A 24,883-nucleotide genomic window follows, 5' to 3' on the forward strand; every position below is an offset into this window, starting at 1 on the left:
CGGAGCAGCGGTTTTACTGCACCTGACCGTGGCAATGCTTGTACTTCTTGCCCGACCCGCAGGGGCAGGGTTCGTTGCGGCCGATCTTCGCCTCGGTGCGCGCCGGCGCCTGGGCCACGGCCACGTCGTCATCGACGGAGGCGACTTCCGGCGTCTCCTCGGCCTCGATACCTGGCGCCTCGGCATGCTGGAACTGCATGCGTTCGGCCAGCGCCTCGGCTTCGCGACGCATGCGCGCCTCCTCCTCGGCCGGGTCCTCGCGGCGAACCTGAACGTGCGAGAGCACGCGGATCGAGTCGCGGCGGATGGAGTCGAGCAGTTCCTGGAACAGGGTGAACGACTCGCGCTTGTACTCCTGCTTCGGGTTCTTCTGCGCGTAGCCACGCAGGTGAATGCCGTGGCGCAGGTGGTCCATGGTCGACAGGTGGTCCTTCCACAGGTCGTCCAGCACGCGCAGGACGATCTGCTTCTCGAAGCTGCGCAGCGCGTCGGCGCCGGCCATTTCTTCCTTCTCGCGGTAGGCGACCAGCAGGTGCTCGTGAATCTTCTCGCGCAGGTTCTCTTCGTGCAGGTGGTCGTCTTCGTCGAGCCATTGCTGAACCGGCAATTGGATGCCGAAATCGCTGTTCAGCGCGGCCTCCAGGCCGGCGACGTCCCACTGCTCGGGAAGCGATTGCGGCGGAATGTGCTGGGCGACGGTGGCGGCCAGCGCTTCCTCGCGGAACTCGGCGATGGTGTCGCCGATGTTGTCCGCGGCCAGCAGGCTGTTGCGCATGTGGTAGATCACCTTGCGCTGTTCGTTGGCCACGTCGTCGAACTCGAGGAGCTGCTTGCGGATGTCGAAGTTGCGACCCTCGACCTTGCGCTGCGCCTTCTCGATGGCGTTGGTCACCATGCGGTGCTCGATCGCCTCGCCGGGCTGCATGCCCAGGGCCTTCATGAAGTTTTTCACGCGGTCGGAGGCGAAGATGCGCATCAGGCTGTCTTCCAGCGACAGGTAGAAGCGGCTGGAGCCGGCGTCACCCTGGCGACCGGCACGGCCACGCAGCTGGTTGTCGATACGGCGGGACTCGTGGCGCTCGGAGGCGATCACGTGCAGGCCGCCGGACTCCAGCACTTGCGTATGACGCTTCTGCCAGTCGGCCTTGATCTGCGCGATCTGCTCCTCGGTGGGGTTCTCCAGCGCCGCGACCTCGACCTCCCAGTTGCCGCCCAGCAGGATGTCGGTACCCCGACCGGCCATGTTGGTGGCGATGGTCAGCGCGCCAGGGCGCCCTGCCTGGGCGATGATCTCGGCTTCCTTCTCGTGGAACTTGGCGTTGAGGACCTTGTGCTCGATGCCTTCCTGGGTGAGCAGGCGGGACATGTGCTCGGAGGTTTCGATGGTGGCCGTACCGACCAGCACAGGACGCCCCTGGGCCAGGCTTTCCTTGATGTCGGTGACGATCGCCGCGTACTTCTCTTCCTGGGTCAGGTAGACCAGGTCGTTGAAGTCCTGACGCGCCAGCGGGCGGTTGGTCGGGATCACCACCACGGCCAGGCCGTAGATCTGGTGGAATTCGAAGGCCTCGGTGTCGGCGGTGCCGGTCATGCCGGCCAGCTTGGTGTAGAGGCGGAAGTAGTTCTGGAAGGTGGTCGAAGCCAGCGTCTGGCTTTCGGCCTGGATGTTCACCCCTTCCTTGGCCTCGATGGCCTGGTGCAGGCCCTCCGACAGGCGACGGCCCTGCATGGTGCGGCCGGTGTGCTCGTCGATCAGGACGACCTGGCCGTTCTGCACGATGTACTCGACGTTGCGCTGGAACAGCGTGTGCGCACGCAGGGCCGCATAGACGTGGGTCAGCAGGCCGAGGTTGTGCGCCGAATACAGGCTCTCGCCCTCGGCCAGCAGGCCTACCTGGGTGAGCATGTCCTCGACGTACTGATGGCCCTGTTCGTTGAGCTCGACCTGGCGGCTCTTCTCGTCGACCTTGTAGTGGCCTTCCTGGGTGACGACGCCCTCTTCTTCCTCGATGTGCTGCTTGAGGCGCGGAATCAGCTTGTTGATCTCGATGTACAGCTTGGAGCTGTCTTCGGCCTGGCCGGAGATGATCAGCGGGGTACGCGCTTCGTCGATGAGGATGGAGTCGACTTCGTCGATCACGGCGAAGTTGAGTTCGCGCTGGAACTTGTCCTCGACGCTGAACGCCATGTTGTCGCGCAGGTAGTCGAAGCCGAATTCGTTGTTGGTGCCGTAGGTGATGTCGCACGCGTAGGCGGCGCGCTTTTCTTCCGGCGGCTGAAACGGGCTGACGATGCCCACGCTAAGACCGAGGAATTCGTACAGCGGGCGCATCCAGTTGGCATCGCGGCGGGCCAGGTAGTCGTTCACCGTGACCACGTGGACACCCTTGCCTTCCAGGGCGTTGAGGTACACCGCCAGGGTGCCGACCAGGGTCTTGCCCTCGCCGGTACGCATCTCGGCGATCTTGCCTTCGTGGAGGGTCATGCCGCCGATCAGCTGGACGTCGAAGTGGCGCATGCCCATGACGCGCTTGCCGGCCTCGCGGGCCACGGCAAAGGCTTCCGGAAGCAGCTGGTCGAGGGTTTCGCCTTTGCTCAGACGAGCCTTGAACTCCTCGGTCTTGGCCCGCAGTTGCTCGTCGGTGAGAGCCAGCATCTGCTCTTCGAACCCGTTGGCAACCTGTACCGTCTTGAGCATGCGTTTGACTTCACGCTCATTCTTGCTTCCGAAAAGTTTTTTCAACAAAGGCGCAAACATATCGACAGGATCTTCCACGCGTATGGATTGAGGACGCCCTGAACAGGACGCCCGGGCAGCCTCATGGCTGCATGCGAAAGGACGCATTCTACTCGGAAACGAACATGAGGAAAGCGGCGTCGTTTCGCGGTGCCATCATGGCCCGACGCCAGCGACAGGCCGTCGGCGCTGCGCGTATCGGTGTTCTGCTACTATCTCCCGCCCACCCTGTCGACGACCCGCCATGTCCTTTCGCCCACTGCCAGGCCGCACGCCCGCCGCGCTGTTGCGCGAGGCGAAGCCACTCAGAGCGCTGCTCGGCGCGGCGCTTCGTCTCGACCAGTTGCAGCGCCTGCTGGAAAGCCAGCTGCAGCCGGCGGCACGCGAGCACTGCAAGGTGGCGAGCTGGCGCGAGGGCTGCCTGCTGCTGATCGTCACCGATGGCCACTGGGCGACGCGCCTGCGTTACCAGCAGCGCCGCCTGCAGCGCCAGTTGCAGACCTACGAGGCGTTCGCCGGGCTGACGCGCATCCTGTTTAAGGTGCAGCCACCGGCCAGCGTCACGCCACAGCGGCGCAACAGCATGGTGCTGTCCACTGCCGCCGCCGAGAGCATCCAGGCGACTGCCGACAACGTCAGCGACCCGAACCTGCGCGCCGCCCTCGAACGCCTGGCCAGCCACGTTCAAACCAAGCGCTGAGCCCCGCGCAGGCATGAAAAAACCGGGCACATGGCCCGGTTTTTTTTCGCTCGCCCGATGCGGCAACCTGCTCAGGATATCGCGTGCCGGAGCCCGCGAGAGAGCCTGAGCGGACGCTTAGAAGGACATGCGGTAGTACAGCGAGTACGCCTCCACACCATCGTTGGGCTGGCTGATGCCGGCGTTGGAATAGTGGATGGCGCGCACGCCGACGTCGTGTCCGCCCGCGAAGCGCAGGCCGGCGCCGATGCGGTCCTCGAACTGGAACGAGGAACCCAGGTCGTTGCTTTCCAGCTCGGTGCTGGCGAACGCGGCGACGCCGATACCGGCCTCCACGTAGGGTTTCACCGTATCGCCGGCGAACTCGTAGACGAATACCGGGGCGAAGGAAAGGCTGTGGTTGCTGGCAGTATCGTCGCCTTCCCAGTAGGAGTAGGCGGCGTCCCAGTATCCGGTGAGGCGACCGACGTCGCTCTGGAACCAGCTTTTGCCGAAATCGAACTGGGTGCCCAGGCGGTAAACCATGGTCGAGTCCCCGGTCACACCGACCGACAAGGTGACGTCGGCCGCCTGCGCAGTCATGGCGTGCCCCATGGAGAGAGCCATAGCAGCCGCCAGGGAGAACATTTTCTTCATCAGGAACGTCCTTAAAAGGTCTTGGAAATTATTAGTTAGCACGGCGTATAAATACTCGCGACGCCGACAAGAATCCAGCGCCAAACGAGACTTCCTAGGCAAATGTTTCAACTTCGCTACGTTCGCCCCACAGCACGGGTAGCAACGCCTCCAGCCTCACCGGGTCGCCGCTGGTGAAGAACCTGGCGCTCGCCGCCCCCTCGGCGCGGCGCAAGCCATGCTCGTCCAGCAGGTGCTCCAGTCGCCGCGCCACCGCCTCGCCGGTATCCACCAGCGCCACCGAAGGCGGCAGCAACTGCGCCAGCAGCGGGCGAAGGAAGGGATAGTGGGTGCAACCGAGGATCAGCGTGTCGCAACCCTCGGCCAGCAGCGGCTCGACGTAGCGCGACAACAGCGCGCGGGTCGCCTCGCCCTGCAATTCGCCGGCTTCGATCAGCTCGACGAGCCCCGGACAAGGCTGCGTGACCACCCGCACGTCGGTGGCGAAGCGGTCGAGCAGCGCGGCGAACTTGGCGCTCTTCAGCGTGCCACTGGTCGCCAGCACACCGACCACGCCGCTGCGCGTCGCCCGTGCCGCCGGCTTGACGGCCGGCTCCATGCCGACGATGGGCAGATCGGGATAGCGCTCGCGCAGATCGGCGACCGCTGCCACGGTGGCGGTGTTGCAGGCCAGCACCAGGGCCTTGGCGCCGCGGGCGAGGAGGAATTCGCTGATCAGCCGGCTGCGCTCGCGGATGAACTCCGGACTCTTTTCGCCGTAGGGAACGTGGCCGCTGTCGGCGACGTAGAGCAACGACTCGGCGGGCAGGCGCGCGCGAATCTCGCGCAGCACGGAAATTCCGCCGACGCCGGAATCGAAGACCCCGACGGGCGCCACGTCAGTCATTTCGTCCTCCGCAGACCGGACATTCGGGGTCGCGACGCACCCTGAGTTCGCGAAAGCGACTGCCGAAGGCGTCGATCAGCAGCAGGCGACCCACCAGCGGCTCGCCGAAACCGGCCAGCAGCTTCAACGCCTCCAGCGCCTGCAGGCTGCCGACCACGCCGACCAGCGGGCCGACCACGCCGGCCTCGCTGCAGGTCAGCTCGGCTTCGCTACCGTGGCCATAGAGGCAGTGGTAGCAAGGGCTGTCGGCCTGGCGGGGATCGAACACCGAGAGCTGCCCCTCGAGACGGATCGCGGCGCCGCTGACCAGCGGCCTGGCGGTCGCCACGCAGGCGGCGTTGACCGCTTCGCGGGTGGCGAAATTGTCCGAGCAGTCCAGCACCAGATCGACCGCCGCCACGGCGTCGGCCAGGCAATCCGCGTCCAGCGCCGTACGGTGCGCGAACAGCCGCACCTCGGGATTGAGCGCATGCAAACGCGCCATCGCCGAATCGACCTTGGTCCGGCCGATGCTGACGCTGTCGTGGGCGATCTGCCGTTGCAGGTTGGTCAGGTCCACGGTGTCGAAATCCGCCAGGTGCAGCTCGCCCACGCCGGCCGCGGCCAGGTACAGCGCTACCGGCGAGCCGAGCCCGCCGAGGCCGACGATCAGCGCGCGACTCTGCTTGAGGCGCAGTTGGCCGTCGACATCGATCTGCTTGAGCAGGATCTGCCGGCTGTAGCGCAGCAGTTCGTCGTCAGTGAGCATCGCGCAGACTCCCGTTCATGCCCATCGCCCCAGGCTGATGCGTTCGTGGCCGGCAAGGTCGCGGCGGCTGTGCACCTCGGCGAAGCCTGCAGCGCAGAGTAGCTGGCGCACCGCATCCGCCTGCGCGAAGCCGTGCTCGAGCAGCAGCCAGCCGCCCGGCTGCAGGTGCGCCGGCGCCTGCGCAACGATCAGGCGGATGTCGTCCAGCCCGTCGGGACCGGAGACCAGCGCGCTGGCCGGCTCGAAACGCACGTCGCCCTCGCCCAGGTGGCGATCGTCGGCGGCTATATAAGGTGGGTTGCTGACGATCAGCGCGAAACGCCGACCGGCCAGCGCGGAAAACCAGTGGCTCTCGGAGAAGGAGGCGTTGCCCAGTTTCAGACGCTGTCGATTGCGCTCGGCCAGCGCCACCGCCTCGGCGATGCGATCGACGCCGACCACAGACCAGACCGGCCGCTCGCTGGCCAGTGCCAGGGCGATGGCGCCGCTGCCGGTGCCGAGGTCGAGCACCTGCTGCGGCGTCGCCGGCAGCAGGGCGAGGCTGGTTTCCACCAGCAGTTCGGTGTCCGGGCGCGGGATCAGGGTGTCCGGCGCCACGTCCAGTTCCAGGCTCCAGAAGCCCTGGCGGCCGAGGATGTAGGCCACCGGCTCGCCGCCCCGGCGACGCGTCAGGTCGCGGGCAAAGCGCTCGAAGGCCGCGGCCTCGACCTCCTTCTCCGGCCAGGTACGCAAATGGCTGCGCGGCTTGCCCAGCGCGGCGGCGAGCAGCAGCTCGGCGTCCAGGCGCGCGCTCGGCGAGTCGGGCAGGTCGGCGTTGGCGAGCAGGGTCTGGATGGTCGGCATGTGTCCCTCGTGGTGTGGATCGCGCGGCGCCGATCCACCATACGGCGTCCCGTCAGTCGCCCAGCGCGGCCAGCTGGTCGGCCTGGAATTCCAGCAGCAGCGGCTCGATGACCTGCTCGAGGGTGCCGGCGATCACTTCGTTGAGCGAATAAAGGGTCAGATTGATGCGGTGATCGGTGACCCGGCCCTGGGGGAAATTGTAGGTGCGGATGCGCTCGGAACGATCGCCGGAGCCGACCAGCAGGCGCCGGGTGTCGGAGATTTCCTTGTGCGCGGCGGCGTCCTGCTGGTCCTGCAGCTTGGCCGCCAGCCAGGCCATCGCCTTGGCGCGGTTCTTGTGCTGCGAGCGCTCCTCCTGGCATTCGACGACGATGCCCGACGGCAGGTGGGTGATGCGGATCGCCGAGTCGGTCTTGTTCACGTGCTGGCCACCGGCGCCCGAGGAACGGTAGGTGTCGATGCGCAGGTCGGCCGAGTTGATCTCGATGGCGGCCTGCTCATCGGGCTCGGGCAACACCGCCACGGTGCACGCCGAGGTATGGATGCGACCCTGCGATTCGGTCTCCGGAACCCGCTGCACGCGGTGCGCGCCGGACTCGAACTTGAGCTTGGCAAAAACGTTGTCGCCCTCGACGCGGGAAATCACTTCTTTGTAACCGCCATGCTCGCCGACGCTTTCGGAGAGAATCTCGACGCGCCAGCCCTGGCGCTCGGCGTAGCGTGAATACATGCGGAACAGGTCGCCGGCGAAGATCGCCGCCTCGTCACCACCGGTGCCGGCGCGCACTTCGAGGAACACGTTGCGGCCGTCGTTCGGGTCGCGCGGCAGCAGCATGCGCTGCAGACGCTCTTCGAGGACGACCAGTTGCTCCCTGGCCGAGGCGACTTCCTCCTCGGCCATCTCGCGCAGGTCCGCGTCGCTGTCCTTGAGCAGCGCCTGCGCGCCCTCCAGGTCGTCCTGCACCTTGCGGAACTCGCGATAGGCCTGGACCACCGGCTCGACCTCGGCATATTCGCGGGAATAGGCGCGGAAGCGGGTCTGATCGGAAATCACTTCGGCGTCGCCGAGCAGCGCGGTGAGCTCATCAAAGCGGTCGTGGAGGATGTCCAGCTTGTTCAGCAGCGAAGCTTTCATTGCGGGCCCTTGTTCGGCGCGCCCTCGTCGAGGGCGAAGAGTTCCTGGGCCACGGTCAGCGCGTCGATGCGCCCTTCGGCGGAGAGTTTCTTCAGTTGCACGCTGGGCGCGTGCAGCAGTTTGTTGGTCAGCCCGCGCGCCAGCTGTGCCAGCACCTCCTCGGCGCTGCCGCCGTTGGCCAGCAGGCGCTGGGCCTTGAGCAGTTCCTCGTCGCGCAGCCGTTCGGCCTGCTGGCGATAGGCGCGCAGCACGTCCACCGCGGCCAGCTCGCGCAGACGCAGCATGAAGTCGCCGGCGCCCGAGCTGACCAGATCCTCGGCGGCCATCGCCGCGCCCTGGCGGCTCTTGAGGTTCTCCGCGACCACTTCGTGAAGGTCGTCGACGGTGTACAGGTAAACGTCGTCCAGTTCGCCGACCTGGGCTTCGATATCCCGCGGGACGGCGATGTCGACCATGAACATCGGCTTGTGCTTGCGCAGGCGCAGGGCGTTTTCCACCGCGCCCTTGCCGAGGATCGGCAACTGGCTGGCGGTGGAGCTGATCACGATATCGCTGTTGATCAGCTCCTGCGGAATCTCCGAAAGCAGCACCGCATGGGCGCCGAACTGCTCGGCGAGGACGCTGGCGCGCTCCAGCGTGCGGTTGGCGACGACGATGCGCTTGATGCCCTGCTCGTGCAGGTGGCGGGCGACCAGGGTAATGGTCTCGCCCGCGCCGATCAGCAGCGCCTGGCTGCGGTTGAGGTCACTGAAGATCTGCTTGGCCAGGCTCACTGCGGCGAAGGCCACGGACACCGGGTTCTCGCCAATAGCGGTATCGGTGCGCACGGTCTTGGCGGTACTGAAGGTGGCCTGGAACAGCCTGCCGAGCAGCGGCCCGACGGTGCCGGCCTCGCGCGCGACGGCGTAGGCGGACTTCATCTGGCCGAGGATCTGCGGCTCGCCGAGCACCATCGAGTCGAGCCCGGAGGCGACGCGCATCATGTGCCGCACCGCCTCGTCGTCGGTATGCACGTAGGCGCAGGCACGCAGTTCGTCGAGACTCAGGCGGTGATAGTTGGCCAGCCAGGCGAGCACCGCGTCGGCTTCGAGCTGATCCTGCTCCAGGTACAGCTCGCTGCGGTTGCAGGTGGAGAGGATCGCGGCCTCGCGGCTCGGGGTGATCCGACACAGCTGCTGCAGGGCCTCGACCAGTTGCTCGGGCGTGAACGCCACGCGCTCGCGCACGTCCACCGAGGCGGTCTTGTGGTTGATACCAAGAGCGAGGAAGGCCATGCAGGGTCGCTAAGCAGATCGGAAGGCGCGCAATTGTCCTACTTCGCCCTGCGCGGGACAACCTCCTCCGATGGATTGGCTCGATAGACGCCCGCCAACCCGTGCACCGACGCCGTGGCAGCGCGTGCCGGCCGTTCACCGGCGGCCATGGGCTTGCCTGGCAGCATGTGTCATGATGCCCCGACCGCAGGTTAGTCGCATTTTCCTCTATGAATAGATCCTTCGCGTTGCTGGCCGCCCTGGCTTTCATCGGTGGCTGCCAGTCCATGGCTCCAACCTCGACCGACAAACCGTCGACCGAGGGTACCCGCAGTCCTGCCGCCGCGCCGGCCAAGCCGCAGGTCTACGGCTCGTTCGACGAAGAGACCCTCTACTCGCTGCTGGTCGCCGAGTTGGCCGGGCAGCGCAATCGCTTCGACCTGGCACTGGGCAACTACGTGCAGCAGGCGAACGCGACCCAGGACCCGGCCGTTGCCGAGCGCGCCTTCCGCATCGCCGAATACCTCGGCGCCGAGCAGGCGGCCCTGGACAGCGCGATGATCTGGGCCACCAATGCCCCGGACAACCTCGACGCCCAGCGCGCCGCCGCCATCCAGCTCGCCCGCGCCGGCAACTACGACGAGTCCATGACGTACATGGAGAAAGTCCTGCAGGGCCAGGGCGACACCCATTTCGACTTCCTCGCGCTGTCCGCCGCGGAAACCGACCCCGACACCCGCGCCGGCCTGCTGCAGAGCTTCGAGCGCCTGCTGACCAAGTACCCGGCCAACGGCCAGCTGCTGTTCGGCAAGGCACTGCTGCTGCAACAGGACGGCCGCCCGCAGGAAGCCCTGCAACTGCTCGAGGACCAGCCGGCGACCACCGACGAAGTCGCCCCGCTGCTGCTCCGCGTGCGCTTGCTGCAAAGCCTGAAACGTGGCGACGAAGCCGTGCCGCTGCTGGAAAAAGCCCTGCGCCAGCATCCGGACGACAAGCGCGTGCGCCTCACCTACGCCCGTGTGCTGGTCGAAGAAGGGCGCATGGACGACGCCAAGCGCGAGTTCTCCGCCCTCGTCCAGCAATTCCCCGATGACGACGACCTGCGCTTCTCCCTGGCGCTGGTGAGCATGGAGGCCGGCGCCTGGCCGGAGGCCCGCAGCTACCTGCAGGAGCTGATCGAGCGCGGTAGCCATGTCGACGCCGCGCACTTCAACCTGGGCCGCGTCCTCGAGCAGCTCGGCGACAGCGACAGTGCGCTGGTCGAGTATTCGCTGGTCGGCCCGGGCAACGACTACCTGCCGGCACAGGTGCGCCAAGCGGAAATCCTCTTCGACCAGAAGCGCTACGACGAAGCCCCCGCACGCCTGGCCAAGGCACGCGACGAGCAACCGGACTACGCCATCCAGCTCTACCTGATCGAGTCCGAGTCACTGAGCAAACGGCAGTTGCAGGATCGCGCCTGGACGCTGATGCAGCAGGCACTGAAGCAGTATCCGGACGACTCCGACCTGCTCTACACCCGCGCCATGCTCGCGGAAAAGCGCAACGACCTGGCGCAACTGGAGAAGGACCTGCGGCTGATCATCCAGCGCGAGCCGGACAACGCCATGGCGCTCAACGCCCTGGGCTACACCCTCGCCGACCGCACCACGCGCTTCGAGGAAGCCCGCCAGTTGGTCGAGCAGGCGCACCAGCTCAACCCGCAGGACCCGGCGATCCTCGACAGCCTCGGCTGGGTGAATTACCGCATGGGCAACCTCGACGAGGCCGAGCGGCTGCTGCGCCAGGCGCTGCAGCAGTTCCCCGATCACGAAGTCGCCGCTCATCTGGGCGAGGTGCTGTGGGCGCAGGGCAAACAGAAAGAAGCGAAGAAAATCTGGTCCGATGCGCTGAAAGCCCAACCCGACAGCCCGTTGCTGCGCGAAACGCTGCAACGCCATTCCGGATCCGAGACGCCCTGACTTATGCCTGCCGTTCGTTTATTCCTGATCGCCAGCCTGATCGCCCTGCTCGCCGGCTGCGCCGGCCTGACCTCCCGCGAAGCCGTAGAAGGCAGCGGTGACGCCGCCACCTGGAAAGCCCACAAGGAACGCGTGACCCGCCTCGACGGCTGGCAGATCGACGGCAAGGTCGGCATTCGCGCACTGCGCCCGTCCGCTGGCAGCCAGAGCGGCAGCGGCACGCTGTTCTGGCTGCAGCGCCAGGACTACTTCGACATCCGCCTGTCTGGCCCGCTCGGCCGCGGCGCCGCCCGCCTCACCGGACGCGAAGGCGCGGTGACGCTGGAGGTCGCCAACCAGGGTCGCTATCACGCCGAGTCACCGGAAGCGCTGCTCGAACAACAACTCGGCTGGCGCCTGCCGGTGTCCCATCTGCTCTGGTGGGTTCGCGGCCTGCCCGCCCCGGACAGCAAGAGCCGCGTGACCCTGGACGGCAACAGCCACCTGGCGCGCTTGGAACAGGACGGCTGGCAGGTGGAATACCTGAGCTACGCCGAACAGGACAGCTACGCATTACCGGAGCGGATCAAGCTGCACGGCAGCGACCTCGACGTCACCCTGGTGATCAAGGACTGGCAACCGCGCCAGCTCGGCCAGTGATGCACGACCGCCTGACCCTGCCCGCACCGGCGAAACTCAACCTGATGCTGCATATCCTCGGCCGCCGCGCCGACGGCTATCACGAGCTGCAGACGCTGTTCCAGTTCCTCGATTACGCCGACGAGCTGAGCTTGCGGGTTCGCGAGGACGGCGAGATCCATCTACATAGCGACATTCCCGGCGTCCCCCATGACAGCAACCTGATCGTGCGCGCCGCCCGCCAACTGCAGCGCGACAGCGGCACCTCGCTGGGCGCCGACATATGGCTGGAGAAACGCCTGCCGATGGGCGGCGGAATCGGCGGCGGCAGCTCCGATGCGGCCACCACCCTGCTCGGCCTTCACCACCTCTGGCGGCTCGACTGGAGCGTCGATCGCCTCGCGGCGCTGGGCCTGAGCCTGGGCGCGGACGTGCCGGTGTTCGTCCGCGGCCATGCGGCATTCGCCGAGGGCGTGGGCGAAGCGCTGACCCCGGTCGAGCTGGAAGAGCCCTGGTTTCTCGTCGCGATTCCGCAAGTCGCTGTCAGCACAGCAGAAATTTTCAACGACCCGGAGTTGACACGAAATACTCCCGCCATTACAGTGCGCACCGTTCTCGAACAGGGCGGTCGTAATGACTGTCAGCCGGTTGTTGAGAAGCGTTACCCGGATGTTCGTAACGCTTTGATCTTGCTAAACAAATTTGTTTCGGCTAGATTAACCGGCACTGGTTGTTGCGTGTTTGGGTCCTTCCCAAGCAAAGCCGAAGCTGATAAAGTCGCGGCCCAACTTCCAGCCTCCCTGCCAGGATTTGTAGCGAAAGGCAGTAACGTTTCGATGTTGCAGCGCAAGCTTCAGAGCCTGTCCTGAGAAGCAGATACAGGGGCGTCGCCAAGCGGTAAGGCAGCAGGTTTTGATCCTGCCATGCGTTGGTTCGAATCCAGCCGCCCCTGCCATATTTTATGAAGCTGTTCAAGATCGCCGCTTCGGCAGCCAGATTTTGAACAGCTTTTTAATTCATCAGGTCCACCCTCAGCCGGCAGGTACTGCGCGTGTCCAAGATGATGGTCTTCACGGGGAATGCCAACCCCGATCTGGCGCGTCGCGTCGTACGTCAACTGCATATCCCCCTTGGTGACGCCTCCGTAGGCAAGTTCTCCGATGGCGAAATCAGTGCGGAAATCAACGAGAACGTTCGCGGTAAGGACGTCTTCCTGATCCAACCGACTTGCGCTCCGACCAACGACAACCTGATGGAGCTGGTGGTGATGGCCGATGCCTTCCGCCGCTCCTCGGCTTCTCGTATCACCGCCGTGATCCCCTACTTCGGCTATGCCCGCCAGGATCGCCGCCCGCGTTCCGCCCGCGTGGCGATCAGCGCGAAAGTCGTGGCCGACATGCTGACCGTGGTGGGCGTCAACCGCGTCCTCACCGTCGACCTGCACGCCGACCAGATCCAGGGCTTCTTCGACATCCCCGTGGACAACATCTACGGCTCGCCGGTACTGGTCGACGACATCGAAGACCAGCGTTTCGAGAACCTGATGATCGTTTCCCCGGACATCGGCGGTGTCGTCCGCGCCCGTGCGGTCGCCAAGACCCTCGGCGTCGACCTGGCAATCATCGACAAGCGTCGGCCGAAAGCCAACCAGTCCGAAGTCATGCACATCATCGGCGATGTCGAAGGCCGCACCTGCGTGCTGGTCGACGACATGGTCGATACCGCCGGCACCCTCGGGCATGCCGCCAAGGCCCTCAAGGACCACGGCGCCGCCAAGGTCTACGCCTACTGCACCCACCCGGTGCTGTCCGGCCGCGCCATCGAGAACATCGAAAATTCCGTGCTCGACGAGCTGGTGGTGACCAACACCATCCCGCTGTCCGCCGCTGCACAGGCCTGCTCGCGTATCCGCCAACTGGATATCGCGCCGGTCGTGGCTGAAGCGGTTCGCCGCATCAGCAATGAAGAATCGATCAGTGCGATGTTCCGCTGAGGGCTCTCTGCCCACCGCGAACATTCACCGAACGAAATGTGCCCCGCCTCCGTGCGGGGCTTTTTGCCCAACCGCCCGAGCGCTGGTCGCAAGCGTCGCGGGCGGTTTGGTTTTATTGGAGAACTGCAATGACTGATTTCACTCTGAATGCCGAAGCGCGTTCCGACCTGGGGAAAGGTGCGAGCCGCCGCCTGCGTCGTAACGCCAGCCAGATTCCCGCGGTGATCTACGGTGGCGAGAAAGCGCCGCAATCGATCAGCCTGGTAGCCAAGGACCTGGCCAAACTGCTGGAAACCGAAGCCGCCTTCAGCCACGTCATCACCCTGACCATCGCTGGCGCCAAGGAAAGCGTTCTGATCAAGGCCCTGCAACGTCACCCGGCCAAGGGTTTCGTTCTGCACGCCGACTTCCTGCGCGTCGTCGCCGGCCAGAAACTGACCGCTCTGGTTCCGCTGCACTTCATGAACCAGGAAACCGCAGTTGGCGTGAAAACCGGCGGTGGCGAAATCTCCCACACCCTGAGCGAAGTGGAAGTTTCCTGCCTGCCGAAAGACCTGCCGGAGTTCATCGAAGTCGACATGGCCAAGGTCGAAGTCGGCCAGATCGTTCACCTGTCCGACCTGAAACTGCCGAAAGGCGTCGAGCTGGTTGCTCTGGCCCACGGCAGCGATCTGCCGGTCGCCAACATCCACATGCCGCGCGTCCAGGCGGCTGAAGAAGGTGAAGGCGCAGGTGAAGGCGCAGCCGAATAAGGCTGAGTCCGCACCAAGCGAAGGGCTCCCGTCGTGACCGCCGTGCAACTGATCGTTGGCCTGGGTAATCCAGGCCCCGAATACGACCAGACCCGGCATAACGCGGGGGCCCTTTTCGTTGAGCGCCTGGCCGCCCAGAAAGGCGCCAGCCTCAGCGTCGATCGCAAGTATTTCGGCCTGGTGGGCAAATTCAGCCATCAGGGTCGCGACGTCCGTCTGCTGATCCCAACCACCTACATGAACCGCAGCGGCCAGGCCGCGGCGGCCTTGGCGAACTTCTTCCGGATAGCTCCGGAGGCGATTCTGGTGGCGCACGACGAACTCGACATGCCTCCTGGCGTTGCCAAGCTCAAACAGGGCGGCGGCCACGGCGGCCACAACGGCCTGCGCGACATCATCGCCCAGCTCGGCAACCGCAACGATTTCCACCGGTTGCGCCTCGGTATCGGCCATCCTGGCCATGCCAGCCTGGTCTCCGGCTATGTCCTGGGTCGCGCCCCGCGCAGCGAACAGGAAATGCTCGATACCAGCATCGATTTCGCGCTCGGCGTCCTGCCCGATATCCTCGACGGCAACTGGACCCGTGCCATGCAGCAGCTGCACAGCCAGAAGGCTTAACCTCCACTTCGCTCCGCGACCATTTCGCGAGGGACACACCATGGGATTCAACTGCGGCATCGTCGGCCTGCCCAACGTCGGCAAGTCCACCCTGTTCAACGCCCTCACCAAGTCCGGTATCGCCGCGGAGAACTTCCCGTTCTGCACCATCGAGCCGAACAGCGGCATCGTGCCGATGCCCGACGAACGCCTCGCCGCGCTGGCGGAGATCGTCAAGCCCGAACGCATCCTGCCCACCACGATGGAGTTCGTCGACATTGCCGGCCTGGTGGAAGGCGCCTCCAAGGGCGAAGGCCTGGGCAACAAGTTCCTCGCCAACATCCGCGAGACCGATGCCATCGCCCACGTGGTGCGCTGCTTCGACGACGACAACGTGATCCACGTGTCGAACTCGGTCGACCCCAAGCGCGACATCGAGATCATCGACCTGGAACTGATCTTCGCCGACCTCGACAGCTGCGAGAAACAGCTGCAGAAAGTGACCCGAAACGCCAAGGGCGGCGACAAGGACGCCGTGGCGCAGAAGGCGCTGCTGGAAAAGCTGATCCCGCACTTCACCGAAGGCAAGCCGGCTCGCACCCTGCTGCGCGGTCTGGGTGACGATGAGAAGGCACTGGTTCGCGGCTTCCACCTGCTCACCAGCAAGCCGGTGATGTACATCGCCAACGTCGCCGAGGACGGTTTCGAGAACAACCCGTATCTCGACGTGGTGAAGGCGATCGCCGACGCCGAGGGCGCCCTGGTGGTTCCGGTGTGCAACAAGATCGAGGCGGAAATCGCCGAACTCGACGACGGCGAGGAGAAGGACATGTTCCTCGAATCCCTCGGCCTCGAGGAGCCCGGCCTGAACCGCGTGATCCGCGCTGGCTACCAGATGCTCAATCTGCAGACCTATTTCACCGCCGGGGTGAAGGAAGTCCGCGCCTGGACCATCAAGGTTGGCGCCACTGCACCGCAGGCCGCCGCCGTGATCCACACCGACTTCGAGAAAGGCTTCATCCGCGCCGAAGTCATCGCCTACACCGACTTCATCCAGTACCGCGGTGAAGCCGGCGCCAAGGAAGCCGGGAAATGGCGCCTGGAAGGCAAGGAGTACATCGTCAAGGACGGCGACGTGATGCACTTCCGCTTCAACGTCTGAGCCTTGCTCGACGACGAAAACGCCCGGCCTCATGCCGGGCTTTTTCATGGAAGGCAATCGCCGCGTCTGGGCACCGATAGGTGCGGCCGATCACCAGGCCAGCGGCTGGTCGACCTTGCGCTGGTTCGGCGTCAGCAGGCCGAAATCGCTGCCCAAGCGCGACAGCGAGCTGCCCGGGACCAGTTCGCCCTTCACCAGGCCACGCGCGGTTTCCAGGTCGAGCTGGAACGACAGTTCGTGCTCGCCGCGGCGGACCAGGTCCAGACGCACCGGATATTCGTCTGCACAATCCAGGCGGAAGCGCGCCGAGCCCAGCGTCATCGGCGGAAAGGCTACCGCCGCATTGCTGGTCTGCAGTTCACCACTGGATGCGGTGCAGCCATCGGTATTGCCGCGCAGGCTCAGTTGCCCGCTGAAACGCCCCTGCAGCAGCCCCAGCTGGCCGTTCTGCGCCCACAGCAGATCGCCGCCGGAAACCTCCAGCCACCAGGCCGGCGGCCAGCCGCCCAGGCGCAGGTTCCACTCGCCCTGCCCCAGCGCGCCCAGCCGCAGGTCGACCTGGTCCGCGCCGGTCATCCGCCACGTCCACGGCCCGAGCGGCTGCCCGCGCCAATACAGACGATCGCCGGCGCCCTTGATCAGCGAACCGCTGACACCCTCGACGCGCATGTCGTCAGGCAGCACCCTAGGCAGCCACTGCGCCGCCGGCCAGAACAGCGCGGCCAGCACCAGCAGCAGGACGACCACCAGCACGCCGATCAACCCACGCAACAGACCCGAAACGCTCATGGCCGCACGCACCCTGCCTCGGCGCCCCTCGACACGCAATGCGCCCCCAGCCATAGCCGGCAGACGACCGGCGCGCAGTGATAGGGACGGTGGGTGTAAAACGCGGGCATCGAAGTCTCCTCATTCATGGCGAAACGCGCACTAAGTGCTGCGCCGGATAGCTAACAAGACAGCGCCACAGGGCAAAAACGCCAGCGAGACACCGAAAAAACCCTCCTCGCCCATGCCTCCGCAGATCATTTGCCCGCAACGGACGCAGCTGAACGCTAAGCGCTTGATAGCACTTCGAAAAAAACGCTCATGGGGTTGACAGCAAGGAGCTAGCTGAGAATAATGCGCGCCACTTGGCTACGTAGCTCAGCTGGTTAGAGCATAGCATTCATAATGCTGGGGTCCGGGGTTCAAGTCCCTGCGTAGCCACCAAACAAATCAAGGGCTTACCGAAAGGTAGGCCCTTTTTGTTTTGGGGTGGCGACTACGGGCTGTCCAGGCTCATGCGAAACTTCTCCCGGGTGGACGCCATTGGGTTGCCATGGCGCGCCCCCTCGGGGGTAGTCAACGATTCGGACGTTCCGCGACCCTGAATCAGGCCACACGCAGCGAATCCGCCATCGATCGTCGATCCGGCTGCGCGCAGGTCTGACCCGCTTCCCGACGGGAATCGCACGTCTCTCGATGCGCTGGATTGAAGCTGGCTTCTTGAGCCATTTATTTGCCCTCCTCCCAGCGCGGCCGGCAGCCGGCCAGTTAGCACGCAGATACATATGGCTGTTAAGCGATCTTCGGCATCAGATAAGCGCTGCAAAATCGCTTTACCGACGTCCGCCCGAAACGTAGGGTCCCTCTCGGATGGTTTCCCTATCGGGTGAGCGGTGAACACGGGGATGCATTTCGCCCAGGATCGGCAGGCAGAAGCCGGCCCGGAACAGGCACTCGACAGGCCCGCGCCTCCGTTCAGGCAGCCGGACAACAGACTCGCAGGAAGCAGCCACCTTGGAATTGAGACAACTGCGCTATTTCGTGAAGATCGTCGAGCTTGGCAGCCTGGGGCGTGCGGCGCTTGAGTTGGAGGTTGGCGTGTCGGCCCTCAGCCAGCAGGTTTTCAAGCTGGAAAGCGAACTCTGCACCCGTCTGCTGAACAGGACCTCCACCGGCGTCACGCCCACCAGCGCCGGGTTCGCGTTTCTGCACCATGCCCAACTCACGCTGCGCCAGGCTGAAAACGCGATCATGGCGGCCCATCGCGGGCGAATGAGCGGTTATGTCAGTGTCGGCCTGCCACCGACCACCGCGACGGTGCTCGCCTTGCCGTTGATCAACGCCATGCGCGCGCGTTATCCGGACATCCAGCTGCATATGGTGGAGATGCTCTCCGGCCACCTGGCGGCGCAGCTCAACGCACGGCAAATCGACCTCGCCATCCTCTTCCATCTCGACGGGGGAAAACGCTGGAGCGTGACGCCACTGCTGGACGAAAAGCTGTTCGTCATCGCTTCGCCCGAGCTGCCTCAGGCGCCGGCGGGTGACAGCGTGCAGTTGGCCGAGTTGGGCGGCCTGCCGCTGGTGATGCCCAGCGCCCAGCATGGATTGCGCTCGGCATTGATGAGCGCGTTCGAGCGGGTCGGACTGACGCCGAATGTCATCATGGAGGTCGACGGCCTCGCCGTGTTGATGAACGCCGTTCGGGCCGGTCACGCGGCGACCATACAACCGGGCGCGGCCGCTGCACTGAAAGACGGGTCCGGACTCTCGCTGATCCGGATTGCCGATCCGCATGTGGGCCGGCGCAACCTCCTGGCGACGCTGGCCGATGATGAACTCTCGCCGGCGGCGCTGGCCGCGCGGCTGGTCATACTCGACGTGGCGCGGCAGCTGGTCGTCGACAAGCAATGGCCTGGCGCTACCTGGCTGGAGGGAGTCGAAGCGTAACCCTCTTCACGCGTAGAGGACATTCCCTGCCGACAAGCCTTTAGAAAAACTAAACACCCCGCGTCAAAAGCCGCCTTTCGACCCCCTTAGTCCCCGCCCTATCGTTCACCCCGCTCGCAAGGAGCACTCGTTTCCGCCTCCTTGCACATCGAGGAACGGTAATGATCGACGTCTTAGTCATAGGGGGTGGCAACGCTGCCTTGTGCGCCGCTCTGATGGCGCGAGAAACAGGCGCCAGCGTAATGCTGCTGGAGGCTTCTCCGAAAATCTGGCGTGGAGGCAACTCCCAGCACACCCGCAACCTGCGCTGCATGCACGACGAACCGCAGGACGTGCTGGTCGATGCCTACCCGGAAGAGGAGTACTGGCAGGACCTGTTGAAGGTCACCGGCGGCCTCACCGATGAAAAGCTCGCCCGCATTGCCATCCGGGCGTCATCCTCCTGTCGCGACTGGATGCGCTCACACGGCGTGCACTTCCAGCCGCCGCTGTCCGGCGCGCTGCACGTGGCGCGGACCAATGCCTTCTTCATGGGTGGCGGCAAGGCGCTGGTCAATGCGTACTTCCGCAGCGCCGAGCGCCTGGGGGTAAAGATTCGCTACAGCGTGCCTGTGACCGACATCGAGCTGGATGACGGCAGGTTCGTCGCCGCCCATGTGGGCGAACGTGAGGTCGACGGTCAGCGCTTCCCGGCGGAACGCATCGAAGCCCGCGCCTGCGTGCTGGCGGCCGGCGGCTTCGAGTCCAACCGTGAATGGCTGCGCGAAGCCTGGGGCCAGAACGAACGCGGCGAATGGCCGTCGGACAACTTCCTGATCCGCGGCACCCGATTCAATACCGGCATCCTCCTGCGCCGCATGCTCGACCTCGGCGCCGATGTGATCGGCGATCCTACGCAAGCGCACATGGTCGCGATCGATGCCCGCGCGCCCCTCTACGACGGCGGCATCTGCACCCGAATCGACTGCGTATCCCTGGGTGTGGTGGTCAATCGCGACGGCGAGCGCTTCTACGACGAGGGTGAGGATTTCTGGCCGAAGCGCTACGCGATCTGGGGGCGTCTGGTGGCCGGGCAGCCCGGTCAGCAGGCGTACTCGATCATCGACCAGCAGGCCATCGGCCGCTTCATGCCGCCGGTGTTTCCCGGAACCACCGCCAACACCCTGCACGACCTCGCCCGCCTGCTGAAGCTGCCGCAGGAGCGATTCGTCAAGACCGTCGAGGACTACAACGCCGCCTGCCGCATCGGCACCTTCGATCACACGGCGCTGGACGACTGCCACACCCAGGGCCTGCTGCCCGCCAAGACCCACTGGGCGCGGCCACTGGTGAAACCGCCGTTCTACGCCTACCCACTCAAACCGGGCGTCACCTTCACCTACCTCGGCCTCGCCACCGACGAAACCGCCGCCGTGCACTTCAACGGCAAGGCGAGCCCCAACCTGTTCGTCGCGGGAGAAATGATGGCCGGCAACGTCCTCGGCAAGGGCTACACCGCCGGCATCGGCATGGCCATCGGCACCGCGTTCGGCCGCATCGCCGGCGTGCAGGCGGCCGCTTCGGCCGGCTGTGGCATTTCATCTGCACACACGGAGCCTCGCCATGCAGCTGTTTGATCCACACATGTCGGGCGGTCTGATCCCGTTGCTGAATCTGGACGAACGTGAAGTCCAGCGGCAGATGACCATCTGCAATGCCTGCCGCTACTGCGAAGGCTTTTGCGCGGTGTTTCCGGCGATGACCCGTCGCCTGGAGTTCGCCCAGGCAGACATTCATTACCTGGCGAACCTGTGCCACAACTGCGGTGCGTGCCTGCACGCCTGCCAATACGCCGCCCCCCACGAGTTCGACGTCAACGTACCCAAGGCCATGGCCAAGGTGCGCCTGGACACCTACGCCGAATACGCCTGGCCGCGGGCGATGGGTAAGCTGTACAAGCGCAACGGCCTGACCCTGGCGCTGGCGTCCGGCGCAGGACTGGCGCTGTTCCTGTGCCTGACCCTGATGCTCATGGGCAACCTGTTCACGGTCGTTCCCGGCGGCGACTTCTATCGGATTTTCCCGCACAACACCCTGGCGCTCATGTTCGGCTCGGTGTTCGGCTTCGCGGTACTCGCACTGACGCTGGGTGTGCGGCGCTTCTGGCGCAACGTTTCACCGCCGGCGGCGCCAGTGCCGCTGAAAACCTCCGCGGCTCTTGAGGCCACGGCCAACGTCGCGACGCTGAAGTACTTGGATGGCGGCCACGGCGAAGGCTGCAACAACGCCGACGATCGCTTCACCTTGTGGCGCCGCCGGTTCCACCACCTGACCTTCTACGGCTTCATGCTGTGCTTCGCGGCCACCGGTGTCGCCACGCTCTTCCACTACCTGCTGAAGTGGCCGGCGCCTTACCCGATCTTCAGCGTGCCGGTGATGTTAGGTATCGCCGGCGGCATCGGCCTGCTGATCGGTCCGGCGGGTCTCCTCTGGCTGAACCTGCGCCGCGACCCCGCGCACGGCGACGAGAAGCAAAAACCCATGGATCGCGGCTTCATCGCACTGCTGTTTCTGGTCAGCGCAAGCGGCCTGGCGCTACTCGCCCTGCGCGACACCAGCGCCCTGGGCGCGATGCTCGCCCTCCATCTCGGCCTGGTCATGGCGTTTTTCCTGACCATGCCCTACAGCAAGTTCGCCCACGGCATCTTCCGCAGCGCAGCGCTGCTCAAGCACGCCATCGAAAAGCGTCAACCCAACCCGATCAACGCCGCAAGCGACTGACGGTCAAGGCACTCATTTCAAAAACAATAGTGAGCAACGGTAGCCATGATGAAAACGACAACGGCAACAACCCCGTCCCGCGGGTCCAAACTGGGCGCCATCCTGCGGGTCACCAGCGGCAACTTTCTCGAGCAGTTCGACTTCTTCCTGTTCGGCTTCTACGCCACCTACATCTCCCAGACCTTCTTTCCTGCCACCAGCGAGTTCGCCTCGCTGATGATGACCTTCGCGGTCTTCGGTTCCGGATTCCTGATGCGTCCGCTGGGCGCCATCGTGCTGGGGGCGTACATCGACGAAGTGGGCCGGCGCAAGGGGCTGATCGTGACGCTCTCGATCATGGCCAGCGGGACCGTACTGATCGCCCTGGTGCCGGGCTATGCCAGCATCGGCGTGGCCGCGCCGATCCTGGTGCTGTTGGGCAGGCTGCTGCAGGGCTTTTCCGCCGGCGCGGAACTGGGCGGCGTCTCCGTGTACCTGGCGGAAATTTCCACGCTCGGTCGCACCGGCTTCTATACCAGTTGGCAATCGGCCAGCCAGCAGGTGGCCATAGTCGTCGCGGCGGCCTTGGGTTACACCCTCAACGCTACGATGCAAACCACCGAAATCGCCGCCTGGGGCTGGCGTATTCCGTTCTTCATCGGCTGCCTGATCATCCCCTTCATCTTCATCATTCGCCGTTCGCTGGAAGAAACCGCGGCCTTCAAAGCCCGTAGCCATCGTCCCACCACGCGCGAAGTCTTCCGCTCGATGCGGGACAACTGGAGCACCGTATTGGCCGGCGGCCTGCTGGCCTCCATGACCACCACCACCTTCTACCTGATCACGGTCTACACCCCGACCTTTGGCAGGACCGTGCTGAATCTGAGCGCGACCGACAGCCTGATGGTCACGCTGCTGGTCGGCGTCAGCAACTTCATCTGGCTGCCCATCGGCGGCACCCTCTCCGACCGCCTCGGCCGCCGTCCACTGCTGCTGGCGATATCGCTGCTGTGCATCTTCACCGCCTACCCCGCCATGCACTGGCTGGCGGAGGCGGCGAGTTTCGAACGGCTGCTCGCCGTCCTTTTGTACTTCTCGTTCTTCTTCGGCATCTACAACGGCGCGATGGTCGCCGCGCTCACCGAGGTCATGCCGCAGAACGTGCGGGTAGTCGGGTTTTCATTGGCGTTCAGCCTGGCCACCGCGGTGTTCGGCGGTTTCACCCCGGCGATCTCGACGCTGCTCGTCCAGGCGACGGGCGACAAGGCGTCCCCGGCCTGCTGGCTGATGTTCGCGGCGATGTGCGGGTTCACGGCGACGACGATTCTGTATCGTCGGCAAAAAGCGCTGGCGGTCGGGGCCGTCTAGTTGTCCGGCCGCCTGTCGCCAGCCGGACAGGCGTGAACCGAGGTCCACCCGGACAGATCCAGGGCTTGCCGAAAGGCAGGCCCTTTTCGTTGGGGCGTTGCCGAGGTGGTCAGCCGGCGTTCACGCGCGGCTCAATTCCTTCGGATCATGCTCGGCCAGCCAATGGGCGAGGGCCTTGTTGATGCGGGTTTGCCAGTCGGTGCCGGTTTCCTGGAAGGCGGCGAGGACTTCGGTGTCGAGGTGCAGGCTGACTTCCCTGCTAGGGGCTGGCCTTGCGCCGATATCGGACTCCTCGCCATCGGCGCTACCGAAGAGTTCGGCCAGCAGGCGTTCGGTAGCGAGCTCCCTGGCCTGTTGCCGCGCGAGCGGCATGGGAGCTTCGGTTGGTCGGTTTCTTCTGTCCATCTGCTCTGCTCCAGTTTTCTTTGCGCTACCGGTTCGGACAAGCCGGAGCGGCGGGGAATTCCCTGGACCGCCAAATTCGCGGCTTCGAGGGTGAAAAGCCCGTCCGGGGAGATGCCGTTGGCAGCGCCAACGCGTTTCACGAATCCTTCACACTGCGCCCTGTAACGTCTCTTTCTGACGCAAGTAACTCCTTTGTGTTTGTTACGGCTTGAGCCCGCCCTCCCGCGGGCTTTTCTTTGCCCGCCAGTTGGCGATCCGCCCGTTTACCTCGCGAAGTTTGCTGCCGCACCGTGGCCGGCGCGGCATAATTGCGGGCCTACGGCTGACCGGCCGGATACCGCGAAGAGATCAGGATGCAAGCAGAAAAAAACGACGCCCCCTCGCACCTGCGTCGAAGAAAGAGCGCCCCCTGGGGTTTGATCGCCGCCCTGGCACTGGGAGTGGCCGCCGGATGGGTCTTCGTTTCGCATTTCGCCGGCCAGTTGCCGCCGACCTTCAACGAATTCCTGCAGTCGGTGCGCTTCAACGGCAAGCCGGTTTTCGGCAGCGACGCGCCGCCGCCCGCCCCGGCGTTCGCGCCAGCACCGATCACCCCGCCCGCGCCGGGTTCGGCGCCGCCCACCGCAACGCATTACGAATTCCAGGAAGAAACGGTGAAGAGCATCCAGCTCGGCAAGCCGACGGAGAAGAAATAGCCCGGCGACCGTGACCAGCTGTTGAAAGGGCTTCCGAGGAAGCCCTTTTTTATGCCCGTCGTTCGGCTCGGGGATGGTCCTTCCTTCGTCGCCGCCCCTGTTCGCCACGAGCGAATGGCCATTTCCGTGGGCCTATTGTCATTCTCGCCAACCACAGGCGGAGGGATGATCGCAGCCATGAATCTTCGGCGGAGCTGCCCATGCACAATTCACACGAATCCCTTGCGCAAACCGTTACCGGTCGTCCTCTGGAGGTCGGCATCCTGCTGTTCCCCGGTGTCGAGGTGCTGGATTTCGCCGGACCGTTCGAAGTGTTTTCCGTGGCGTCCCGCGTCGCGGCGCGCGACGGGTTGCTCGGACACCCCGCGTTCCGCGTGACCACCGTCGCCGCGACCTCGGAACCGGTCGCCGCGCGGCATGGCCTGCAGGTGGTGCCCGGTGCGGCATTCGGCGAACACCCGGCGCTAGACCTGTTGATCGTGCCCGGCGGCGTGGTCAGCCAGCCGCTGGAGGATGCCGCGACCCTGGGCTGGATCGGCGAGAACGCGGGCCGCGCGGCGATCACGGCCTCGGTCTGCACCGGCGCGTTCCTGCTGGCCAGGCTCGGCCTGCTCGACGGCCTCACCGCGACCACCCACTGGGAGGACCTCGACGACCTGCGCTCGAGCTTTCCAGCGCTGGAGGTGGTCGGCTCGGTGCCCTTCGTCGACCACGGAAAGCTGCTCACCTCCGCCGGAATCTCAGCCGGCATCGGCATGAGCCTGCACCTGGTCGGTCGCGTACTCGGGTTGGCGGCGGCCAAAGCCACCGCGCGGCAGATGCAGTACGACTGGGACGCCGACTCGCGCAGCTGAAGGCAGACGTGAAGGTGGCGATAATCGTGGGCTGTCCACAAATATAGCCACGCGGCATACTCGGTCACCGCTCACGAGGAAAC

23 protein-coding genes and 2 tRNA genes are annotated in these 24,883 nt (G+C 65.1%); 16 read left to right on the top strand and 9 right to left on the bottom strand.

Annotated features, from left to right (window positions below; translation table 11 throughout):
* Positions 1–13 precede the first annotated feature (13 nt).
* Positions 14–2,758 (bottom strand): preprotein translocase subunit SecA, encoded by a 2,745-nt coding sequence (gene secA / locus B2X67_RS12345; protein ID WP_282339016.1) that lies wholly within the window; start codon positions 2,756–2,758, stop codon positions 14–16.
* A 223-nt stretch (positions 2,759–2,981) separates the two neighbouring features.
* On the opposite strand from secA, the gene B2X67_RS12350 reads away from it, so the two are divergent.
* Positions 2,982–3,437 carry a DciA family protein gene (locus B2X67_RS12350; RefSeq protein WP_286785661.1) on the top strand — a complete coding sequence of 152 codons (456 nt, stop codon included), beginning with the start codon at positions 2,982–2,984 and terminating at the stop codon, positions 3,435–3,437.
* Between the two features lie 117 nt (positions 3,438–3,554).
* On the opposite strand, the gene B2X67_RS12355 is transcribed toward B2X67_RS12350, so the two are convergent.
* The 6 genes from B2X67_RS12355 to hemA all read right to left on the bottom strand — a co-directional run bounded on the left by B2X67_RS12355 (position 3,555) and on the right by hemA (position 8,959).
* Positions 3,555–4,073, bottom strand: coding sequence for an acyloxyacyl hydrolase (locus B2X67_RS12355; RefSeq protein WP_282339017.1), 519 nt, complete (start codon positions 4,071–4,073; stop codon positions 3,555–3,557).
* Between the two features lie 94 nt (positions 4,074–4,167).
* Positions 4,168–4,959, bottom strand: coding sequence for a glutamate racemase (gene murI, locus B2X67_RS12360; protein WP_286785662.1), 792 nt, complete (start codon positions 4,957–4,959; stop codon positions 4,168–4,170).
* A complete protein-coding gene (locus tag B2X67_RS12365; RefSeq protein WP_286785663.1) occupies positions 4,952–5,707 on the bottom strand; it encodes a molybdopterin-synthase adenylyltransferase MoeB in 756 nt (251 codons plus the stop codon). The genes murI and B2X67_RS12365 overlap by 8 nt, the downstream gene beginning before the upstream one ends.
* 15 nt (positions 5,708–5,722) lie before the next feature.
* Positions 5,723–6,550, bottom strand: coding sequence for a peptide chain release factor N(5)-glutamine methyltransferase (prmC, locus tag B2X67_RS12370; RefSeq protein ID WP_282339020.1), 828 nt, complete (start codon positions 6,548–6,550; stop codon positions 5,723–5,725).
* Between the two features lie 52 nt (positions 6,551–6,602).
* A complete protein-coding gene (gene prfA, locus B2X67_RS12375) occupies positions 6,603–7,685 on the bottom strand; it encodes a peptide chain release factor 1 (protein WP_286785664.1) in 1,083 nt (360 codons plus the stop codon).
* Positions 7,682–8,959: a glutamyl-tRNA reductase gene (gene hemA, locus B2X67_RS12380; RefSeq protein WP_286785665.1), complete on the bottom strand. Its 1,278-nt coding sequence runs from the start codon at positions 8,957–8,959 to the stop codon at positions 7,682–7,684. Before hemA ends, prfA begins: the two co-directional genes overlap by 4 nt.
* Positions 8,960–9,168: 209 nt before the next feature.
* Between hemA and B2X67_RS12385 the strand changes: the two genes are divergently transcribed.
* The 8 genes from B2X67_RS12385 to ychF all read left to right on the top strand — a co-directional run bounded on the left by B2X67_RS12385 (position 9,169) and on the right by ychF (position 16,021).
* Complete coding sequence (locus tag B2X67_RS12385) at positions 9,169–10,899, top strand: tetratricopeptide repeat protein (protein ID WP_286785666.1); 1,731 nt, start codon at positions 9,169–9,171, stop codon at positions 10,897–10,899.
* 3 nt (positions 10,900–10,902) lie between these two features.
* Positions 10,903–11,538 (top strand): lipoprotein insertase outer membrane protein LolB, encoded by a 636-nt coding sequence (gene lolB / locus B2X67_RS12390; RefSeq protein WP_286785667.1) that lies wholly within the window; start codon positions 10,903–10,905, stop codon positions 11,536–11,538.
* The gene (gene ispE / locus B2X67_RS12395; protein WP_286785668.1) at positions 11,538–12,386 is read left to right on the top strand and encodes a 4-(cytidine 5'-diphospho)-2-C-methyl-D-erythritol kinase; all 849 of its coding nucleotides are present in this window, start codon (positions 11,538–11,540) and stop codon (positions 12,384–12,386) included. Before lolB ends, ispE begins: the two co-directional genes overlap by 1 nt.
* A gap of 11 nt (positions 12,387–12,397) precedes the next feature.
* A tRNA-Gln gene (locus tag B2X67_RS12400) sits at positions 12,398–12,472 on the top strand.
* 96 nt (positions 12,473–12,568) lie between these two features.
* A complete protein-coding gene (locus B2X67_RS12405; protein WP_090228905.1) occupies positions 12,569–13,510 on the top strand; it encodes a ribose-phosphate pyrophosphokinase in 942 nt (313 codons plus the stop codon).
* Between the two features lie 128 nt (positions 13,511–13,638).
* Positions 13,639–14,262 (top strand): 50S ribosomal protein L25/general stress protein Ctc, encoded by a 624-nt coding sequence (locus B2X67_RS12410; RefSeq protein ID WP_273233597.1) that lies wholly within the window; start codon positions 13,639–13,641, stop codon positions 14,260–14,262.
* Positions 14,263–14,295: 33 nt separating this feature from the next.
* Complete coding sequence (gene pth / locus B2X67_RS12415) at positions 14,296–14,880, top strand: aminoacyl-tRNA hydrolase (RefSeq protein ID WP_286785669.1); 585 nt, start codon at positions 14,296–14,298, stop codon at positions 14,878–14,880.
* A 40-nt stretch (positions 14,881–14,920) separates the two neighbouring features.
* Positions 14,921–16,021, top strand: a complete 1,101-nt coding sequence (ychF, locus tag B2X67_RS12420) for a redox-regulated ATPase YchF (protein WP_282339026.1) — start codon at positions 14,921–14,923, stop codon at positions 16,019–16,021.
* Positions 16,022–16,111: 90 nt separating this feature from the next.
* On the opposite strand, the gene B2X67_RS12425 is transcribed toward ychF, so the two are convergent.
* Entirely contained in the window at positions 16,112–16,810 is a 699-nt protein-coding gene (locus B2X67_RS12425; protein ID WP_286785670.1) for a hypothetical protein, read from the bottom strand.
* Between the two features lie 346 nt (positions 16,811–17,156).
* Here B2X67_RS12425 and B2X67_RS12430 point away from each other — a divergent pair.
* From B2X67_RS12430 to B2X67_RS12450, 5 genes are all read left to right on the top strand, one after another.
* Positions 17,157–17,233, top strand: a tRNA-Met gene (locus tag B2X67_RS12430).
* Positions 17,234–17,803: 570 nt separating this feature from the next.
* Positions 17,804–18,739, top strand: coding sequence for a LysR family transcriptional regulator (locus B2X67_RS12435; protein ID WP_282339033.1), 936 nt, complete (start codon positions 17,804–17,806; stop codon positions 18,737–18,739).
* A gap of 161 nt (positions 18,740–18,900) precedes the next feature.
* The gene (gene tcuA / locus B2X67_RS12440) at positions 18,901–20,355 is read left to right on the top strand and encodes an FAD-dependent tricarballylate dehydrogenase TcuA (RefSeq protein ID WP_282339034.1); all 1,455 of its coding nucleotides are present in this window, start codon (positions 18,901–18,903) and stop codon (positions 20,353–20,355) included.
* The gene (gene tcuB / locus B2X67_RS12445; protein ID WP_282339036.1) at positions 20,342–21,499 is read left to right on the top strand and encodes a tricarballylate utilization 4Fe-4S protein TcuB; all 1,158 of its coding nucleotides are present in this window, start codon (positions 20,342–20,344) and stop codon (positions 21,497–21,499) included. Before tcuA ends, tcuB begins: the two co-directional genes overlap by 14 nt.
* Positions 21,500–21,544: 45 nt before the next feature.
* Complete coding sequence (locus B2X67_RS12450; RefSeq protein ID WP_282339038.1) at positions 21,545–22,846, top strand: MFS transporter; 1,302 nt, start codon at positions 21,545–21,547, stop codon at positions 22,844–22,846.
* A 120-nt stretch (positions 22,847–22,966) separates the two neighbouring features.
* Here B2X67_RS12450 and B2X67_RS12455 read toward each other — a convergent pair whose 3' ends face one another.
* Positions 22,967–23,218, bottom strand: coding sequence for a BrnA antitoxin family protein (locus tag B2X67_RS12455; protein ID WP_282339040.1), 252 nt, complete (start codon positions 23,216–23,218; stop codon positions 22,967–22,969).
* Positions 23,219–23,667: 449 nt separating this feature from the next.
* On the opposite strand from B2X67_RS12455, the gene B2X67_RS12460 reads away from it, so the two are divergent.
* Complete coding sequence (locus B2X67_RS12460; protein ID WP_286785671.1) at positions 23,668–23,946, top strand: hypothetical protein; 279 nt, start codon at positions 23,668–23,670, stop codon at positions 23,944–23,946.
* A gap of 200 nt (positions 23,947–24,146) precedes the next feature.
* Complete coding sequence (locus tag B2X67_RS12465) at positions 24,147–24,800, top strand: DJ-1/PfpI family protein (RefSeq protein ID WP_286785672.1); 654 nt, start codon at positions 24,147–24,149, stop codon at positions 24,798–24,800.
* The last annotated feature ends 83 nt before the right edge of the window (positions 24,801–24,883 follow it).

The sequence above is a fragment of the Pseudomonas sp. UBA3153 genome, from assembly GCF_002364635.1.
Classification (GTDB): Bacteria; Pseudomonadota; Gammaproteobacteria; order Pseudomonadales; family Pseudomonadaceae; genus Pseudomonas_O; species Pseudomonas_O kuykendallii.

Bases quoted from the DNA above. Each gene is read 5' to 3' on its own strand.
- secA (WP_282339016.1), bottom strand. From the start codon at position 2,758: ATGTTTGCGCCTTTGTTGAAAAAACTTTTCGGAAGCAAGAATGAGCGT.
- B2X67_RS12350 (WP_286785661.1), top strand. From the start codon at position 2,982: ATGTCCTTTCGCCCACTGCCAGGCCGCACGCCCGCCGCGCTGTTGCGC.
- B2X67_RS12355 (WP_282339017.1), bottom strand. From the start codon at position 4,073: ATGAAGAAAATGTTCTCCCTGGCGGCTGCTATGGCTCTCTCCATGGGG.
- murI (WP_286785662.1), bottom strand. From the start codon at position 4,959: ATGACTGACGTGGCGCCCGTCGGGGTCTTCGATTCCGGCGTCGGCGGA.
- B2X67_RS12365 (WP_286785663.1), bottom strand. From the start codon at position 5,707: ATGCTCACTGACGACGAACTGCTGCGCTACAGCCGGCAGATCCTGCTC.
- prmC (WP_282339020.1), bottom strand. From the start codon at position 6,550: ATGCCGACCATCCAGACCCTGCTCGCCAACGCCGACCTGCCCGACTCG.
- prfA (WP_286785664.1), bottom strand. From the start codon at position 7,685: ATGAAAGCTTCGCTGCTGAACAAGCTGGACATCCTCCACGACCGCTTT.
- hemA (WP_286785665.1), bottom strand. From the start codon at position 8,959: ATGGCCTTCCTCGCTCTTGGTATCAACCACAAGACCGCCTCGGTGGAC.
- B2X67_RS12385 (WP_286785666.1), top strand. From the start codon at position 9,169: ATGAATAGATCCTTCGCGTTGCTGGCCGCCCTGGCTTTCATCGGTGGC.
- lolB (WP_286785667.1), top strand. From the start codon at position 10,903: ATGCCTGCCGTTCGTTTATTCCTGATCGCCAGCCTGATCGCCCTGCTC.
- ispE (WP_286785668.1), top strand. From the start codon at position 11,538: ATGCACGACCGCCTGACCCTGCCCGCACCGGCGAAACTCAACCTGATG.
- B2X67_RS12410 (WP_273233597.1), top strand. From the start codon at position 13,639: ATGACTGATTTCACTCTGAATGCCGAAGCGCGTTCCGACCTGGGGAAA.
- ychF (WP_282339026.1), top strand. From the start codon at position 14,921: ATGGGATTCAACTGCGGCATCGTCGGCCTGCCCAACGTCGGCAAGTCC.
- B2X67_RS12425 (WP_286785670.1), bottom strand. From the start codon at position 16,810: ATGAGCGTTTCGGGTCTGTTGCGTGGGTTGATCGGCGTGCTGGTGGTC.
- tcuA (WP_282339034.1), top strand. From the start codon at position 18,901: ATGATCGACGTCTTAGTCATAGGGGGTGGCAACGCTGCCTTGTGCGCC.
- tcuB (WP_282339036.1), top strand. From the start codon at position 20,342: ATGCAGCTGTTTGATCCACACATGTCGGGCGGTCTGATCCCGTTGCTG.
- B2X67_RS12450 (WP_282339038.1), top strand. From the start codon at position 21,545: ATGATGAAAACGACAACGGCAACAACCCCGTCCCGCGGGTCCAAACTG.
- B2X67_RS12455 (WP_282339040.1), bottom strand. From the start codon at position 23,218: ATGCCGCTCGCGCGGCAACAGGCCAGGGAGCTCGCTACCGAACGCCTG.
- B2X67_RS12465 (WP_286785672.1), top strand. From the start codon at position 24,147: ATGCACAATTCACACGAATCCCTTGCGCAAACCGTTACCGGTCGTCCT.